Source organism: Vreelandella lionensis (genome assembly GCF_044543515.1).
Classification (GTDB): domain Bacteria; phylum Pseudomonadota; class Gammaproteobacteria; order Pseudomonadales; family Halomonadaceae; genus Vreelandella; species Vreelandella lionensis.
In genome coordinates, this window is sequence record NZ_JBITWC010000035.1 from 15,501 (window position 1) to 32,562 (window position 17,062).

Sequence of the window (17,062 nt, forward strand, 5' to 3'; positions counted from 1 at the left end):
TTAGCCGCTGCGCGGCGAAGCAGCGAGAATACCCTAAATAATGATCACGTTACCGCACTGCGAGGATAAACCATGAGCAGCCAAGAGCATCCGTTAGGTATTAGCTTTGAATTCTTTCCGCCCAACACCGATGCAGGTCGGGAGAAGCTAATTCACGTGCGTGATGAGCTAGCCGCTCGTAACCCGCGTTTTTTCTCGGTCACCTACGGCGCGGGTGGCTCCACCCAGGCGCGCACTCGGGATATCGTGCGCACCGTTAGCCAAAGTGGCATCACCACGGCGCCGCACCTCTCCTGCATCGGCAGCGAAAAGGCCCAGCTGCGCGATTTACTGGCGCAGTACCGGGAAGAGGGCGTCGATAGCCTAGTGGCCCTGCGCGGTGACATGCCCTCCGGGATGGCCAGTATCGGCGAGTTGCGCTACGCCAATGAATTGGTAGAGTTCATTCGTAATGAGACAGGCGACCACTTCGACATCGCGGTAGCGGCGTATCCGGAATCTCATCCACAGGCCCCCAGCCTCGATAAGGATGTGGAAAACTTTGCCCGCAAGATGAATGCGGGTGCCAACATGGCGATTACCCAGTACTTCTTTACTGCCGATGCCTATTTCCATTTCGTCGATAAAGCGCGGGCGCTGGGCGTCGAGCAGCCGATCATTCCCGGCATTATGCCGATTACCAACTACACCAAGCTGGCGCGGTTTTCCGATGCCTGCGGCGCGGAAATTCCCCGCTGGATTCGCAAGCAGTTAGAAGCCTACGGCGATGACAGCGACGCCATTGCGGCCTTCGGTACCGATGTAGTGACTCGCCTGTGTGAACGCCTGCTCGATGGTGGCGCGCCAGGCCTGCACTTCTACACGCTGAATCAGGCAGCCCCGGTGTTGAAGGTGGTGGATAACCTGAGCTAACGCTGTCTCCTGTTGATGATACCGGCCTGCATCCTTGATGCAGGCCGGTTTTTTTATGGCCATTTAACCGGTATCTAGCGCTTTGTGGCGTTCGGCACGCGCCGTATGATGCCTGCTCGTTTTGCGCTTTGAGAAGGAGCACCACACGATGTGGTTGATCACTGCCATGTTCGCATTAACCTACCTGGGAATGGCAGTGGGCCGATTGCCTGGCCTGCAGGTAGACCGCTCTTGGATGGCCCTCGCGGCGGCGTGTGTGCTGCTGGTGACCGGCACCGTTCAGTTGGAGGAGATTGCAGGCCATATCGACATCGGCGCGCTGGTGCTGCTTATGGCGCTCATGCTGGTGTCGGCGCAGTTTGGCTTTTCAGGGGTGTATCACCAGCTGTCAGAGTGGATGGCGCGGTATGCGGAGCATCCCAGCAAGCTGCTACTCGGAGTGGTGCTGTTAGGCGGCGTGCTATCGGCGCTGCTGGTCAACGATATTGTCGCTTTTGCGCTGACACCGCTGCTGTGCCAGACCCTGCTGGCGCGGGGGCTAGATCCACGCCCATTTTTGTTGGCCCTGGCGATGTCCTGTAACGCCGGATCGGCAGCTAGCCTGATAGGCAACCCGCAGAATATTTTGATTGGTCAGGCGGGCGACTTAGCGTTTTGGGATTACAGCGTGCAAGCCGCTGTCCCTGCGGTGGTCGCGCTGATGACAACCTACAGCGTCATCTGGCTCGCCTGGCGGCGGCGCTGGTGGCTCAGTGGCCCAGCTTCGGTGCCATTGGCAACGGCGCCTGTGGCAGAAAGCCTTCGCTATAAGCCACTGTTGGCTGCTGTTGCCTTGCTGGTGCTGTTCTCGACACCGCTACCCCGCGAATGGTCGGCGCTGGCCGTGGCGCTGGTATTGATGATGTCGCGCCGGGTAGCCAGCCACCGCTACACCCACGCCGTCGATTGGAACCTGCTTCTGCTGTTTGTGGGCTTGTTTATTGTCACGGGCAGCGTGGCATCGCTGCCAGAGGCTAGCGCGGTAGTGAATCGTCTGGTCGGTGAAGGCGGGCTGCCCAGCGATGCGTGGAGTATCGCGGGTATTTCGCTGGTGGCCAGTAACGTGATTGGCAACGTGCCTTTTGTGGTGCTGCTGTTGGGGTTATTCCCTGCGCTGTCAGAGCCCACCCTCGTTATGCTGGCGGTGATGTCGACCCTGGCCGGGAACCTGCTGCTGATCGGCAGCGTGGTGAACCTGATTGTGGCAGAGGGCGCGAAGCGCCAAGGTGTTCACCTTGGGTTTATAGAATTCGCGAAAGTGGGGGTGCCTGTCACCCTGCTATCGATGCTGGCCGCAGCGCTCTGGTTCACGCTGCGCTGAGCGTCATACGCCGTGTGCTAGGCGCACAAAAAAGCCGGAACCTCTCGGTTCCGGCTAGTGCGTAGCTTGGCTTTAGTAACGTAACGGTTTAAGCAGCGCTTGCCGTTGCCTTGCCTTTGCCACCATGCTGCTTGCGCTGCATGATAAACAGCACTGTACCAATCGCTAAGCCCGCGATGTCGGTATAGATGCCGCCGTAGATCAAGAATATGGCACCGACCAGCATGACTAGGCGCTGGGGTAAGTTCACCGGACCGAAGAACCACTTCTGAACCATGCCCGAGAGCAACACAATGCCTAGCGTGGCGGTCAGGCCGACACGCAGGATCTGCATGGCGGAGCCTTCCATCAGCATGGCCGGGCTGTAGAAGAACATGAACGGCACGATAAACGCCGCCAAGCCAATCTTGAACGACGCCACCGAGGTGCCCATGGGGTTGTCCCCAGAGATACCGGCCGCCGCGTAAGAGGCCAGCGCCACCGGCGGAGTAATGGCTGACACTACCGCGAAGTAGAACACGAAGAAGTGAGCAATCAGCGGCTCGATGCCGATGTTGATCAACCCCGGTGCGACGACCGATGCCGCCACCGCGTAAGCCGCCGTGGTCGGCATGCCCATTCCCAGCAGAATGCTGATCAGCATGGCGAAGAACAGCGCCAGCAGTTGGCTAACGCCCGCCAAGCCCAACAGCAGAGAGGAGAAGCGCGCGCCAACGCCGGTCAGCGAGATAACGCCCACAATCAAACCCGCGCAGGCACACACGGCAATGATCTGAATAGACATGGTGCCGGCTAGCTGCAGCGCTCTTAGAATGGCGCGCAAGCCCATCTTGTTGGGTGAAATCCAGCTCACCACGGCAGCAGAGGCAGTGGCCAGCGTACCCGCGCGGATCACCGAGTAGCCCATGAACAGCGCCACGATCAAAATGATGATCGGCGCGAACAGGTAGACTTGCTTCACTAGCTTGGAGAACAGCGGAATCTCATCTTTGCGCATGCCGCGCATGCCTTTACGGGCGGCTTCAAAGTCGACCATAAAGTAGATAGAAGCAAAGTAAAGAATGGCAGGAATAATCGCGGCAATGGCGATTTCGGTATAAGGAATACCGGTCACTTCCGCCATGATGAACGCACCCGCGCCCATGATGGGCGGCATGATCTGACCACCGGTCGAGGCTGCAGCTTCGATCGCCCCTGCACTACGAGCGGGGTAACCCACCTTCTTCATCAGCGGGATGGTCAGGGAGCCGGTGGAGACCACGTTACCAGCAGATGTACCGTTGATCATCCCCATCAAACCGGAGGCAAAGATGGCGACTTTCGCCGGGCCGCCGCGAGCACGACCTGCAGCAGCAAAGGCGAAGTTGACGAAGTAGTCGCCCACTTTGGAGGCCTGCAAGAACGCGGCAAAAATGATGAACAGAATGATGTAGGTAGAGGAGACCGCCGTCGTCGGGCCAAGAATCCCCGCATCGGTATAGACCTGGCTAAAAAAGCGCTGGACCGACAGGCCAGGGTAGCCCAGGAAGCCGGGTAAATAGGGGCCTGCGAAGACGTAGGTTAGGAACACGGCCGAGATGACGACCAGCGCCAATCCTGCCACACGGCGAGTCAGTTCGAGAATCAGCAGCGAGCCCGCGATGGCTGCCCAGGAGATACCAGGAGGCGCAAACGAGGTGCCGGTGGACATCCGCATGTTGGTGTTAAACGCCATCAGCAGGTAGCCCGCGCTGGCCAGTGCACATACCATGAGCACTAAGTCGGCAGGGTTAAAACGGTGGCGGGCTTGGCGGTAGAACCAGGAGAGCACGATGGCAACCGCCGTGGTGGCCATTAGCGGATAGCCAAAGTGCAGCGTTTCCACGGCCGGGTCGATGCGCATGGCACCGCCGTTGATGGCCTGCTGCATCAAGAATACTTGCACCAGCGAGTAAACCGCAGGAACCAGCAGCGCATAGCTCACCCATTTCAGCCAAGCAGGGGAGGCCTGCTGGTCATCTTCAGCAAAGCGGGCACCGGCAAACAGCCCGTAACCCAAAATTAATGCACCGGCGATGTGTACGATACGGAACGACCAGGTTTCCATGGGGTACACGTTGAGTGAAAACAGGTGGAAACCTGAATAGGCAATCGCCAGTGCTGCAAATAATAGGAACTGCCAGCCAACGAACAGGCGGCGGTTGGGCTCAACAACTTCTTCATCGACGCCATCAGCAATCGATTCTGGCGTTGATGAAGCAGCTAAGGCGTCATCCTTGAGGCCGTTGGGGTCTTGGTCGGTATTGTGACTCATCAGAGGTCACCCTCACAGCAAAAGCAGAGAAAGGGGGCAGTAGCGAACGCTGCCCCGCCCGACAGGGTCGGCAGCGGGGCAGCGCGATGGTGCGTGGAGCTTACTTGATCATGTCGTCAGAGATATCGTAACCGTTCTCTTCGTACCAGCGTGCTGCGCCTGGGTGGAAAGGCAGTACCGTGTTGTGCACGATGTTTTCCGGAATGCTGGTTTCAGCACTGCGGTGTACGTCGCGCATACGATCATTGTTTTCCATCGTGGCTTTCGTGACTTCATAGATGAAGTCTTCCGGCAGGTCACAGCCAGCAATCGCGAAGTTCCACATGGAAACGGCGCGAGCATCCTCTTCCAGCGTGGTGTAAGTGCTAGCCGGGATGGTGAACTCAGCGACCGGGAAGGCGTCTAGCACAGTCGCCAGCTCTTCTTCGGTAAACTCAATAATGTTCACGTCGGTTTGGACTTCCAGCTGGCTAACTGCCGGAATCGGGATGCCCGCAGCGAAGGCGACAACGTCCAGCAGGCCGTCCTGAAGCTGGCCGCCCAGGTCAGACCAGCCGCCATTACGGCGGTCGAAGTTTACGCCCAGGGTTTCCAGCATGGCCGGGAAGTAGGTGTCAGAGGTAGACGCCGCCGGGCCGAAACCGATGCGCGCACCGTCGGGGATGTCGGAAATAGATTCAATACCGGAGCTAGAGAGCGCAGCGATAGAGAACGGGGTTTCATACATCGGGAACAGCGCGCAAACGTTGTCCATGACTAGGCCAGGTGCCAGCGGGCTTTCGCCTTTGATGGCATCAGACGCCGGACCCATAGTGGTTAGGCCAAACGCCATGTCGCCACTGTGCACTAGCGCCAAGTTTTGGGTCGGGCCGCCGGTGACTTCGCCGCCGCCAGAAACGTCTAGTTCTTCAGCAATGAAGTTCGCCCAGCCAGAGCCATAAACGAAGTAGGTGCCGCCTTGACTTGCCGTACCAACAGTAAAGTTAGTGGGCCATTCAGAGCGGTCCGCATGGGCAGTGCCTGCAGCAAGTAACGCGCTGCCTGCGAGCAGAGCGACAGTTTTGGGCATCGTATTGCGCATGGCGAGATTTCCTAAGCTGTTATTGGGATTATCGTCTGGCGTGTGTAAACACCGCCAGTGCTTCATCATTAAGCAGCTTATATAGAGCGATACTTGTGCCACATATACGATTTAATATAGAAATCAATGCATTAAAAATTTGCTCTTCAACTTTGGTTGAAAAGCAAAAGCCATTAAGTGTCTGGCTTTTCGCACGCTCTAGATAGGGTTGTGTGCGGTTTTTCGCACACTTTTCAAAGGGGGCTAGCGCCTAGCGATGCAGCCGCTGCACCGCTAGAGAGGGGCATTATTTGTTTTTACCTGGGTCAAGAATGCGAACCGGTTGCACATCCTGGATTTTTTGCTCATCACGCACCTGATTCACTCGTGTAGTGAGCTCGGGGGCCGCTTCGTCTTCAATGGGCAGCTGTTCGAAGAAATCACAGCTCACGCATTCACGGTAGCGGATGCCGTGCTGCTCCCACGCACGAATGCGGTCCATGGCGGCACAGCGGGGGCAGGTCACGCCTGCAATAAAACGTTTAATACTCGACATACATACACTCCCAACGTGCGGCGGCAACGCCGCCGCACCGGATAAAAATAGCCAGCTTAGGCGGCGCGAATACCGCTATGGCGCAGCAGCGGTTCGACGCTAGGTTCGCGGCCTCGGAAGGCACGGAATAGCTCGGCGGCATCCCGCGCACCGCCTTGCTCCAGAATCTCTTCGCGAAAGCGCTGGCCAGTGTCTGGGTCAAAAATCCCGGCTTCTTCAAAGGCGCTCCAGGCATCGGCAGAGAGCACTTCTGCCCATTTATAGCTGTAGTAGCCCGCTGCGTAGCCGCCTGCAAAGATGTGGCTGAAACTATTTTGGAAGCGGTTGAAGTCGACTACGGGAACGACAGAGGTTTGGCGACGCACGTCGTCGAGCAGCGTCTGAACATCGCTGGCCGAAGGCGCTTCCAGCTCGTGATGGAGGCGTAGGTCGAACAGAGAAAACTCGATCTGACGCACCATGCCCATGGCGGACTGGAAGTTTTTCGCCGCTTGCAGGCGCTCGAACAGAACGTCCGGCAGCGGTTCGCCGGTTTCCACATGTTTCGCCAGCAGGTCGAGGCCTTCCCGCTCCCAGCAATAGTTCTCCATGAACTGGCTGGGCAGCTCCACGGCATCCCAGGCGACGCCGTTGATGCCCGAGACATCGGCCACCTCTTGCTTGGTCAGCATATGGTGCAGGCCGTGGCCAAACTCGTGGAACAGTGTGGTCACTTCATCATGGGTCATCAGAGCAGGTTTGCCGCCCACCGGCGCGGTGAAGTTGCAGGTCAAAAACGCCACCGGTAGCTGCACGCCGCTCTCGGTTTGACGACGTACCCGGCAGTCAGCCATCCACGCGCCGCCACGCTTGCCTTCACGGGCGTAGAGATCTAAGTAAAAACCGGCAATCGGTTTGCCCTGCTCGCTGATGCGGTAAAAGTGGACGTCGTCGTGGTAACTCGGAGCGCTTTTATCCTGCTCTATTTGAACGTTGTAGAGGCGCTCAACGACCTGGAATAAGCCGTCGACAACCCTGGGCGCAGGGAAGTAGGGCCGCAGCTGCTCTTGGGAAATATCGTAGCGCGCTTCGCGCAGCTTTTCGCTGGCATAAGCGACATCCCAAGGTTTAAGAGAATCGATGCCAAGCTCATCACGGGCGTAGGCACTCAGCTCGACAAACTCCTCCTTCGCTTGCGGCTTGGCGCGGTGGGCAAGGTCTTCCAAGAAGTCCAGCACCTGTGCTGGGGAGTCCGCCATTTTGGTAGTTAGCGAGTAGTCGGCGTAGGTGTCGAAGCCGAGCAGGCGCGCCAGTTCCTGACGCAGGGCCAGAATCTCTTCCAAAATGGGGGCGTTATCGAACTTGCCCGCGTTGGGCCCCTGGTCGGAGGCGCGGGTCACAAAGGCGGTATACACTTCTTCGCGCAGCTCGCGGCTGTCGGCGTAGCTGACGATGGGGAAGAAACTGGGGAAATCCAGCGTAATGCGGTAGCCATCAACGCCTTTAGCGTCTGCCAGGGCTTTAAGAGTTTCCAGAGCGCTCTCAGGAACGCCTGCCAGCGCGTCGCGATCCTGAATGTCTTTATGCCACGCCTGGGTGGCGTCCAGCACGTTGTTGGAGAACTGGTTAGAAAGCGTAGAGAGGCGGGACTGAATCTCGCCGTAGCGCGACTTCTTATCCGCCGGTAGGTCGACCCCGGCCAAACGGAAATCGCGCAGGGCGTTATCCACCGTGCGCTGCTGGGCGCCTGTTAACGTTGCCCAGCTCTCGCTCTCTTTTAGCGCCTGCCAGCCTTTGAATAGCCCTTCGTGCTGACCGACCCAGGTGCCAAACGCAGAGAGTTTTTCCAGGCAGGCTTGGTAGGCGTCGCGCAGCTCGGGGGTGTTCATGGTGCCGTTAAGATGCGATACCGGCGACCAGGCTTGGGAAAGGCGGTCGTTCACTGCTTCCAACGGGGCGGCAAAGTTTTCCCAGGTGGGGGGCGTGGCCGCCGCCTGCTGGGCAAGGCGGTCGATGGCTTCGCGGCTCTCGTCAAGCAGCGTTTCCACGGCGGGCACCACGTGATCGGCACGAATGTCGGCGAAGGGGGGAAGCTCGTGGCTCTCTAGCAACGGGTTGCGGGACATAAGCACCTCGGTAGCAATCAAGTTAGGGGCGCACAAAACATGCGCTGATGATGACACAGTGCGGGCAGTGAGGCGCTGTTTCAATGCTTGACCCGCTGCAAGCGTTTGGCCTGGGGGCAGGCGCCTGCTAGTCTTGCCGCCTTTCTGTATCCGTAATCAGCGAGTGTCACCAATAAGTGCCACCCATGGCAGGAGCAAGTGATGAGTGAAACGCTAGAGCGCTGGGGGTCGAAGCGGGCCTTTATCTTGGCGGTAACAGGTGCTGCGGTTGGGCTGGGTAATATTTGGCGCTTTCCGTATGTCGCGGGGGAGAACGGCGGCGCCGCCTTTTTGTTGATCTACGTGGGGTTTGTGCTGTTGTTGGGTATTCCCGTGATGATGGCGGAAATCCTCATTGGGCGTGCCGGGCGGCGCGGGCCGATGCAAGCCTTAGGCGCATTGGCGTCAGAAGCGGGGGCTTCCCGGTACTGGCGCTGGCTGGGGCTGTTTGGTGCGTTTACGGTGTTCTGTATTTTGTCGTTTTACTCGGTGGTGTCGGGTTGGTCGATTGAGTTTTTAGTCGCTTCGGTGAACGGCAATTTTGACGGCGCCAGTGCCGCTGAGATCGGTGCAGGGTTCGACGCGTTTCTGGCGAATCCTGGGCTGCTGATCTTCAATCACTCGCTGTTCCTCTTCATGACCATGACGGTGGTGGCAGCCGGGGTGGCCAAAGGGCTCGAGCGGCTCAACAACTTGCTGATGCCGCTGCTATACGGTTTGCTGTTGTTATTAGCTATTTATGCCACTACTACGTCGGGCTTTGGTACCGCGCTGTCGTGGCTCTTTCTGCCCTCGTTCGAGGACGTGACGCCCGCGGTCGTATTGCATGCCATGGGCCATGCCTTCTTTACGCTGGCAGTCGGTGCCTGTGCGCTGATGGCGTACGGGGCTTATATGCCCGATGAGCAGAGCCTGCCGAAGGCGGCCTTTGCCGTGACGGTGCTGGATATTAGCGTGGCGCTGCTGGCGGGCATTGCGATTTTCTCGGTGGTGTTTGCCCAGGGCATGGACCCCGCCGATGGACCAGGGCTGATGTTCGTGACGCTGCCCATCGCGTTTTCCGAGTTGCCCTGGGGCTCGTTCTGGCTCAGCGTATTTTTCCTGCTGCTGCTGCTGGCCACCTGGACCTCGGCGATCAACCTTGCCGAGCCGATGGTGGCCACGTTGCAGGGGCTGGGCTGGCGGCGCAGTATCTCGACCGCCGTGGTGGCGATCAGTGTCTGGCTTCTTGGCCTACTATCGGCATTCTCGTTCTCGACGCTGGCCGAGTTTAGGCCGCTGTTCGGGCGTAACGTGTTCGAACTGGTGAGCAGTATTCCGCCCGATATTTTCCTGCCCTTGGGTGGTTTGCTGATTGCTACCTTTGCCGCTTGGGTGATGCCGCAAGCACTGGTCGTGAAAGCGCTGGGCGTAGGTGATGGTGGCTATGTCATGTGGCGCAATATCGTTCGCTGGGTCTCGATTCCACTGACGTTTATTGTTCTACTCGGTGGGTTGCTATAGTGCTGTCATCCCGCGTCGTCACGAAACGCGAAATGCTTTAGAGGAGTGTGCCATGAGCAGTGCCCTAAGGACGTATCAAGGAGTCTCGCCGCAGTTGGGTGAGCGTGTCTACATCGATCCCGCCAGCGTAGTCATCGGTAATGTCACGCTAGGCGATGACTGCTCAGTCTGGCCAATGACGGTGATCCGTGGCGATATGCACCGCATTACCATCGGTGCGCGCACCAGCGTTCAAGATGGCAGCGTGCTGCACATCACTCACGCAAGTGACTTCAACCCCGATGGTTTTCCGCTCACCATTGGCGATGATGTCACTATCGGCCATAAAGCCATCCTGCATGGCTGCACGCTAGGCAGCCGTATTTTGGTGGGCATGGGCGCGATTGTGATGGATGGCGCAGTGGTTGAAGACGAGGTGATTATTGCCGCTGGCGCGGTGGTGACACCGGGTAAACGGCTGGAAAGCGGCTACGTTTATGCCGGTAACCCAGCGAAGGCGCTGCGCCAGCTTAAGGAGAAAGAGCGGGCTTTCTTCCCCTACACCGCAGGCAATTACGTTAAGTTAAAAGATCAGTTCCTTATGGAAGCCGCCGAAGCACGCTAAGCGTTTGCCTTACCACTCTTTTTTCTAACATAGCCATGTTGCGCGCACTGAAAATCTGGTAATTTATCCAGTTTTCTAGGGTGCCGCGACATGGCTAATTTTCGCACGCATATAACGGTTGCAGCAGCGGGCGGCACGCTAATGGCTTACGTTGGCTGGCAGGCGCAGTGGTGGGTAGCTCCACAAGCCCTGCTAGTCATTGCCCTGGTGGCCTTTGGCGGTATTCTCCCCGACATTGATGCTGACCGTTCTCGCTCTATCCGGCTGATTTTTAATATTTTATCAGTGCCTTCGCTGGTGCTGGGTGTGCTGTTGCTGCAGCCGTGGTTAACCCCTGGGTTGCTGCTGGTGGCGTGTGGTGGCATCTATTTTTCAGTGCGCTATTTAGCGTCCGTGCTGTTTTCGCGCTTGACTGTTCATCGGGGGATTTGGCATTCGTTGATGGCGGCAATGCTGTGTGCGTTAGCCACCGCCGCGTTGAGCTACCATTTGCTGGCCCAGCCAGCGTGGTTAGCGTGGTCCCATGGGGCGGCGGTGTTGTTTGGATTCCTCATTCACCTGAGCTTAGATGAGCTGTTTAGCGTTGACTTGGAAGGGGCGCGACTTAAGCGCTCGTTTGGTACGGCGCTTAAGCTGGGCGATGGCCGTCGTCCCCTCTCCAACGTATTGATGCTAATTGCGCTGCTGGTACTGACCCCGTGGGTGCCGCCTTGGGGCGTACTGCTAGAGCTGTTTCATCAGGGTTCGCTGCTGTGGCGGTAGTCGTCTGCGCTAAGGCCGTGTTTCTTTAGCTTGTCGTAAAAGGTTTTGCGGGGAATGCCTAAGTGGCGGCAGACATCGGTAACGCGGCCGTGGTGGCGGGCCAGCGATTGGCTGATCAAGCTCTTCTCGAATAGCTCTACCTGACGCGGCAGAGTGGGTTCTTGCGTATCTGCCGCGCCGCCTTCCAGCAGCACATCCAGGCGGTAGTCAAACGCTGCGCCTAACAGCACGTAGCGTTCCGCTAGATTGCGCAGCTCGCGGACGTTTCCCGGCCAGTCGTGGGCCAGCAGGGCCGCTACTGCGTGGCTATCCAGGGTGGGCGCTTCCAGGCCGCTGCGGTTGGCGGCGACCACGGCAAAGTGTTGGAACAGCAGCGGGATATCTTCCCGTCTTTCCCGCAGGGCAGGCAGCGGTAGCGTCACGACGTTCAGTCGGTAGTAAAGATCCTCGCGAAAGCGGCCCTCTTCAGCGGCGACTTTAAGATCTACCTTGGTGGCCGCAATGACCCGAATGTTGAGCGGCACGGCTTCGTTGGCCCCTAGGCGCTCCACGCTGCGCTCTTGCAACACGCGCAGCAGCTTCACCTGCAGGGCCAGCGGCATCGACTCAATTTCATCCAAAAAGACCGTGCCACCATTGGCGTGTTCAAACTTGCCAATGCGCCGTTCAACGGCGCCGGTAAACGCGCCTTTCTCATGGCCAAACAGCTCAGATTCAATGGTGTTTTCCGGCACCGCACCGCAGTTAATCGCCATAAAGGGGCTGTTACGCCGGGCGCTACGTTCGTGAATGGCTCGTGCGACCAGGTCTTTGCCGGTACCCGTTTCGCCAAACAGCAGCACGTCGGCTTCGACTTGGCTGATGCGTTGAATCATCGCGGCAAGCCGGGAGATTACCTGGGTACGCCCTACTAGGCGGGGGCCGAGCGCGGCCTGCTGAACTTCCAGCTCGGCTTTTAAACGCAGGTTCTCAAGGCTTAGCTGGCGCTTTTCGATGCCACGTCTCACCACATCCAGCAGCTGGTCGCCAGCAAAAGGCTTTTCCAGAAAATCCCAGGCGCCTGCCCGCATCGCCTCCACGGCGGTGGAGATATCGCCATGGCCGGTGATCAGGATGATCGGCAGAGTGGCGTCGCGGCTATGCAGCTCATGCAGCAACTCCATACCACCCATGCCCGGCATGCGGATATCGCTGACAATCACGCCTGGGAAATCAGGTGGCAGAGCGGCTAGGGCCTGTTCGGCCGATTCAAAGCAGTGGGGCGTATAGCCCGCAAGTTCTAACGTTTGGCTGGCGGTGATACGCAGATGCGGTTCGTCGTCGATCACCATGACCGGCAGCGTCGACGGCTCATGCATGGGGTTGATTCTCCTGTTTTAGACGGGCAGTAGAGGGCTCCGGGGCCGTTGAGCGTGGCAAGGTGACTGTGAAACAGGCACCACCCATCGCGAGATTCGTGGCCTGCAGCTTGCCGCCAAGATCTTCCATAATACGCGAGGAAATAGAGAGTCCTAGCCCTAACCCGCTACCAGGTGCTTTGGTGGTAAAAAAAGGCTCAAAAATATGCCCAAGGTGGTCGGTCGCGATCCCCGGCCCGCTGTCCAACACGCTAATGGTGATTTGCTCTTTACTGATCTCGGCGCTGAGGGTTAAGACAGGCTGTTTAGCTTCTTTCATCGCCTGTACGGCATTGCCTATCAAGTTAACGAGTACTTGCTCCAAGCGTACTAAGTCACCTTTGACCCAGAGAGTCTCGTCAGGCCACTGTTGAACCACACGGATACCATCATCGCGTAGTCGGCTATGGAAGAGGCGTAGCGCATACTCAATACACGCTTGGACAGAGATGGTTTCTTGGCGCTCGCTGCTTTTGCGAGAGAACTGGCGTAGCTGGGCGCTGATATCGGCCATTCGTTCAGTGAGCTCAACAATCTGCGCTAAATTGGCGTCGGCGCTCTCAATCCGCGATAGCTCAATAAAGCGCCGTGCGTTTTCAGCATAGGCACGAATCGCTGCTAAAGGTTGGTTGAGTTCGTGGTTAATCCCGGCGGCTAATTGCCCAAGCACGGCCAGCTTCGCGGCTTGAATAAGTTCGTCCTGAGTTTGGCGTAAGTTGGCCTCGGCGCGCCGGCGCTCTTCAATCTCATCAGAGAGGCGTTGGTTGCTGGCGACTAAGTCGCGGGTACGACGCTCGACGCTGACTTCAAGCTCATCTCGCACGCGGGCTAACGTTTGGCGCTCCCGCTCGGCAAACGCTTCACGTTCCCGGCGTAGTCTCAGGCGTTGCCAGCCAATGCCCCCTGCTAGGGCGATGACGCCGTAGAGTCCTCCCGCCATGAAGGCAGCAATCCACTGGGCGTTCATGACCGGTGTCAGTGGCTTGAGAATATGCATTTGCCAGCCAAACTCAGGAATCGGCCGCGTTAGGCTTAAATAGCGCCCGCCGCTGAGTGGGCCATGCGCAAAGCTCACTAGGTAACTACCGGGCCCGTATGGGGTATTCAATTGAATCCCGGACGGCGTTAGCGGCTCCATGGCATAACGGCGGGTTTCGCGGAGCGCGTCGCGCTGCTCGTCGCTCAGCGGATAGAGAGCGTTCATGCGCAGTTCGGGGTGGCTGGCCATAAAGATGATGTTGTCGCTGTCGGTGACGAACAGCTCGGCGTCCTGCTCGGCCCAGCTCTCCTCGACATCATCAAGCAGCACTTTGACGACGATCACGCCATCCGGCTTGGCATCAGGAGAGGTATCATCCAACCAAACCGGTGAGGAGAAGTAGTAACCGCGCTCCAGAGACTTGATGCCTAACCCAAAAAATCGTCCCTGGCCGCCTGCGATGGCATCCGAGTAGTAGCTGCGAAAAGAATAGTTCTGGCCAATGAAGGTGTTGGGGCGATGCCAGTTGCTGGCGGCAATGGTGTCGGCATTCCGGTCAAGCAAGTAGACATCTGAGACTCCCGACGTAAAGCGAAAGCGATCCAGCAGCAGGTTGAGCGGCATAGGGTCTTGGCTATCAGGAGAGTCCAAAAAGCGCTGAACGCCTTCACGCGTGGCGAGCATTTGTGGCAGGTAGTCGTAGCGCAGCAGATAGCCGTTCAAGTTGGCCGCGGAGAGGCGTAGCTCGTTCTCGGCATCATCCTGAAGATTCGAAAGTGCCTGTTCACGAGCGAGCTGGGCCGCCTGCCACATAAACAGCAGTAGCCCAACGGGAATGGCGATAAGCCATAGCAGACGCCAGCGTCGCGCGGTAGGGCTGAGATGACTGCTCATGCCGGGTTGCTGGTGCCCTGGGCACGGCGTAATGCACGCTGAGCCCGTGTTTCGGCTCTGGCCATTTCAAGCAGGCCCTCTTCCACGTACACCAAGTGTTCATGGGCGCGGGTGCGAGCATCTTCAGCACGGCCTTCTAAAATGGCATCTAGCAAGGCACGGTGCTGCTTCATCAATTGGGTGCGTGAGTCGGGTTTGGCAAACAGATGCGCCAAATTGTCCACGATGCTCTGTTCCAGCAGATGAAAAATGCCTCGGATCGTGTGAAGCAGCAGAACGTTATGGGCGGCCTCCGCAATAGCTAGGTGAAAGGCGGCGTCTAGTTTTGCTTCCTGAGCCGGATCGGCCCCCACAAAGCCACCGTCAAGCTCTTCAAATCGCTGGATCAGCACGGCTTTATCGGCAGGCGTTGAGCGCAGGGCTGCGTAGTAGGCAGAAATTCCCTCCATGGCATCGCGGAATTCCAGCAGGTCTAAATGGAACTCATTATGGCGGGAGAGCATTTCCAACAACGGATCGGTATAGCCGTTATTCAGCGTCTCGTTCACGAACGTACCGCCACCTTGGCGGCTAGTGAGCAGGCCGCGAGCCGCCAGTTTTTGAATCGCTTCTCGCAACGATGGCCGCGAGACGCCAAAACGCTCGGCAAGCTCTCTTTCAGGCGGCAAACGCTGGCCAGGCTTTAGGCTGCCCTCTAGGATCATGGCTTCTAAGCGCTCGGTAATGACATCGGCGAGGCGCTGCTGGCGGAGCGGTGGATAGGTCATTGAAAAATGCTCCTTTAATTGGTAAGACCAATAATAGAGCGTTTCATTATCTTGCTCAAGCGTCATGGCGGCGTTCATGGGCAATTATCAAGCAGCCTATGTATTTGAACTAAAGTATAGGCGCTTAAGACGCGCTGGCAGCCATCTTCGTTTGACACGCTCGTGTCATCTCATTAACGTTGACAAGTTACTCTTGTAAATTGGTAATACCAATATTGGTTTGGTCGCAGGCGTGTTGATGTTAACGGTGTGCGTGATTGTAAAACCCTCGTTAGCGAATTAACGCCTACTCTTAATGGCTACTTATAAGAACGCCTCCATTGCACAGGGCCCGTCATGATCATTTCAGCCTCCACGGACTACCGGCAAGCTGCTAAGCGCCGCCTTCCTCCCTTTCTCTTTCACTATGCCGATGGCGGGTCGTACGCAGAGCATACGCTAAGACGTAACGTTGATGACCTTCGCGATGTCGCGCTGCGCCAACGGGTGCTGAAAGATATGTCGTCGCTCTCACTAGAAACCGAGCTGTTTGGTGAAAAGCTGGCGATGCCTGTTGCCTTAGCCCCTGTGGGCTTGGCAGGAATGTACGCAAGACGTGGTGAAGTGCAGGCAGCGCGTGCGGCAACGAAAAAGGGAATACCTTTTACACTATCTACCGTATCAGTGTGCCCGATTGCTGAAGTGGCCGCCGCTGTGGAGCGCCCTATCTGGTTTCAGCTTTATGTACTGAAAGATCGTGGCTTTATGAAGCACGTGCTGGAGCGGGCGAAAGAGGCAGGCGTGAAAACACTGATTTTTACCGTCGATATGCCGGTGCCCGGTGCGCGCTATCGAGATGCTCACTCTGGAATGAGCGGTAAGAATGGCCCTATGAAGCGCATGCTGCAGGCAGCAATGCATCCTTTATGGGCGTGGGACGTTGGTATTCATGGTCGCCCCCACGACCTTGGCAATGTGTCTGATTACCGAGGTAAGCCCACAGAGCTTGAGGATTACATTGCCTGGCTTGGCAATAACTTTGACCCCGCGATCTCGTGGAAGGATCTTGAGTGGATTCGTGAGTTCTGGGATGGCCCGATGATTATCAAGGGTATCCTTGACCCTGAAGATGCTCGCGATGCGGTGCGTTTTGGTGCCGATGGCATTGTGGTGTCGAATCATGGCGGTCGGCAGTTAGATGGTGTGCCTTCTACCGCGCGAGCGCTGCCCGCCATTGCCGATGCTGTTAAAGGTGATCTGGCGATTTTGGCCGACTCTGGGGTGCGCAGCGGGTTAGATGTGGTGCGGATGATTGCCATGGGGGCAGACACTGCATTAATAGGCCGTGCGTTTATCTATGCATTGGCCACGGCAGGAGAGGCGGGCGTTGCTCACCTGCTGGAGCTGTTTGAGAAAGAGATGAAGGTAGCAATGACGTTGACTGGGGCGCGAACCATTGCCGACCTTAGCTCGGAATCGCTGGTATCTAGTGGTATTGCTGCTATTAACCAGTCCTCTTAATAGAGGGCTGTTAAAGTGGCGCTATAAGGTATCAGAACAATATTGGAGTTTTTTTACAAAACCCTCTTGCCAACCCGGCCGCGAATCCGTAAAGTACGCATCCGCTGCCGGGGACGCCCAGCGTTGCCAGCGGTAAAAGAGGTTGAAAAACCTCTGGTTTGTCAGGAAGTTAGAGCCATCTTGTTGTCGTTTAGATCGCTCGCTTCACTCGCTGAAAACAGCGGTTGACAAACACTAGGAAGTGCGTAGAATACGCCTTCCTCGCTGAGGCAACACGGTTCAGGTCATCGAGCCAGCACAGCGAAACAGCTCTTTAACAATTTGATCAGGT

13 protein-coding genes are annotated in these 17,062 nt (G+C 57.4%); 6 read left to right on the forward strand and 7 right to left on the reverse strand.

Features of this window, described 5'->3' with window-relative positions:
* The first annotated feature begins 72 nt into the window (after positions 1-72).
* Both metF and ACIGG6_RS16950 read left to right on the forward strand, forming a co-directional pair.
* Positions 73-912, forward strand: coding sequence for a methylenetetrahydrofolate reductase [NAD(P)H] (gene metF / locus ACIGG6_RS16945; protein WP_159340564.1), 840 nt, complete (start codon positions 73-75; stop codon positions 910-912).
* A gap of 148 nt (positions 913-1,060) precedes the next feature.
* Positions 1,061-2,272, forward strand: a complete 1,212-nt coding sequence (locus tag ACIGG6_RS16950; RefSeq protein WP_399846151.1) for an ArsB/NhaD family transporter — start codon at positions 1,061-1,063, stop codon at positions 2,270-2,272.
* A gap of 88 nt (positions 2,273-2,360) precedes the next feature.
* On the opposite strand, the gene ACIGG6_RS16955 is transcribed toward ACIGG6_RS16950, so the two are convergent.
* The 4 genes from ACIGG6_RS16955 to prlC form a co-directional block, all read right to left on the reverse strand.
* The gene (locus tag ACIGG6_RS16955) at positions 2,361-4,565 is read right to left on the reverse strand and encodes a TRAP transporter permease (RefSeq protein WP_399846153.1); all 2,205 of its coding nucleotides are present in this window, start codon (positions 4,563-4,565) and stop codon (positions 2,361-2,363) included.
* A 100-nt stretch (positions 4,566-4,665) separates the two neighbouring features.
* Positions 4,666-5,646, reverse strand: a complete 981-nt coding sequence (locus ACIGG6_RS16960; RefSeq protein ID WP_253505152.1) for a TAXI family TRAP transporter solute-binding subunit — start codon at positions 5,644-5,646, stop codon at positions 4,666-4,668.
* A gap of 286 nt (positions 5,647-5,932) precedes the next feature.
* Entirely contained in the window at positions 5,933-6,181 is a 249-nt protein-coding gene (locus ACIGG6_RS16965) for a YheV family putative zinc ribbon protein (RefSeq protein WP_054641451.1), read from the reverse strand.
* Between the two features lie 56 nt (positions 6,182-6,237).
* Positions 6,238-8,286: an oligopeptidase A gene (prlC, locus tag ACIGG6_RS16970; RefSeq protein ID WP_399846157.1), complete on the reverse strand. Its 2,049-nt coding sequence runs from the start codon at positions 8,284-8,286 to the stop codon at positions 6,238-6,240.
* Between the two features lie 201 nt (positions 8,287-8,487).
* Between prlC and ACIGG6_RS16975 the strand changes: the two genes are divergently transcribed.
* From ACIGG6_RS16975 to ACIGG6_RS16985, 3 genes are all read left to right on the forward strand, one after another.
* Positions 8,488-9,828: a sodium-dependent transporter gene (locus ACIGG6_RS16975; RefSeq protein WP_399846160.1), complete on the forward strand. Its 1,341-nt coding sequence runs from the start codon at positions 8,488-8,490 to the stop codon at positions 9,826-9,828.
* A 52-nt stretch (positions 9,829-9,880) separates the two neighbouring features.
* Complete coding sequence (locus ACIGG6_RS16980) at positions 9,881-10,432, forward strand: gamma carbonic anhydrase family protein (protein WP_253505162.1); 552 nt, start codon at positions 9,881-9,883, stop codon at positions 10,430-10,432.
* A gap of 90 nt (positions 10,433-10,522) precedes the next feature.
* Positions 10,523-11,194, forward strand: coding sequence for a metal-dependent hydrolase (locus ACIGG6_RS16985; protein WP_399846163.1), 672 nt, complete (start codon positions 10,523-10,525; stop codon positions 11,192-11,194).
* Here the strand turns inward: ACIGG6_RS16985 and ACIGG6_RS16990 are convergent.
* The 3 genes from ACIGG6_RS16990 to ACIGG6_RS17000 are packed head-to-tail and all read right to left on the reverse strand — an operon-like array spanning position 11,170 to position 15,231.
* The gene (locus tag ACIGG6_RS16990; RefSeq protein ID WP_399846165.1) at positions 11,170-12,552 is read right to left on the reverse strand and encodes a sigma-54-dependent transcriptional regulator; all 1,383 of its coding nucleotides are present in this window, start codon (positions 12,550-12,552) and stop codon (positions 11,170-11,172) included. The two genes, ACIGG6_RS16985 and ACIGG6_RS16990, sit on opposite strands and share 25 nt — an antisense overlap.
* Positions 12,545-14,464, reverse strand: a complete 1,920-nt coding sequence (locus ACIGG6_RS16995) for a sensor histidine kinase (RefSeq protein WP_399846167.1) — start codon at positions 14,462-14,464, stop codon at positions 12,545-12,547. The genes ACIGG6_RS16990 and ACIGG6_RS16995 overlap by 8 nt, the downstream gene beginning before the upstream one ends.
* Positions 14,461-15,231, reverse strand: a complete 771-nt coding sequence (locus ACIGG6_RS17000) for a GntR family transcriptional regulator (protein WP_253505170.1) — start codon at positions 15,229-15,231, stop codon at positions 14,461-14,463. Before ACIGG6_RS17000 ends, ACIGG6_RS16995 begins: the two co-directional genes overlap by 4 nt.
* Before the next feature lie 336 nt (positions 15,232-15,567).
* On the opposite strand from ACIGG6_RS17000, the gene lldD reads away from it, so the two are divergent.
* Positions 15,568-16,731, forward strand: coding sequence for an FMN-dependent L-lactate dehydrogenase LldD (lldD, locus tag ACIGG6_RS17005; protein ID WP_399846171.1), 1,164 nt, complete (start codon positions 15,568-15,570; stop codon positions 16,729-16,731).
* The last annotated feature ends 331 nt before the right edge of the window (positions 16,732-17,062 follow it).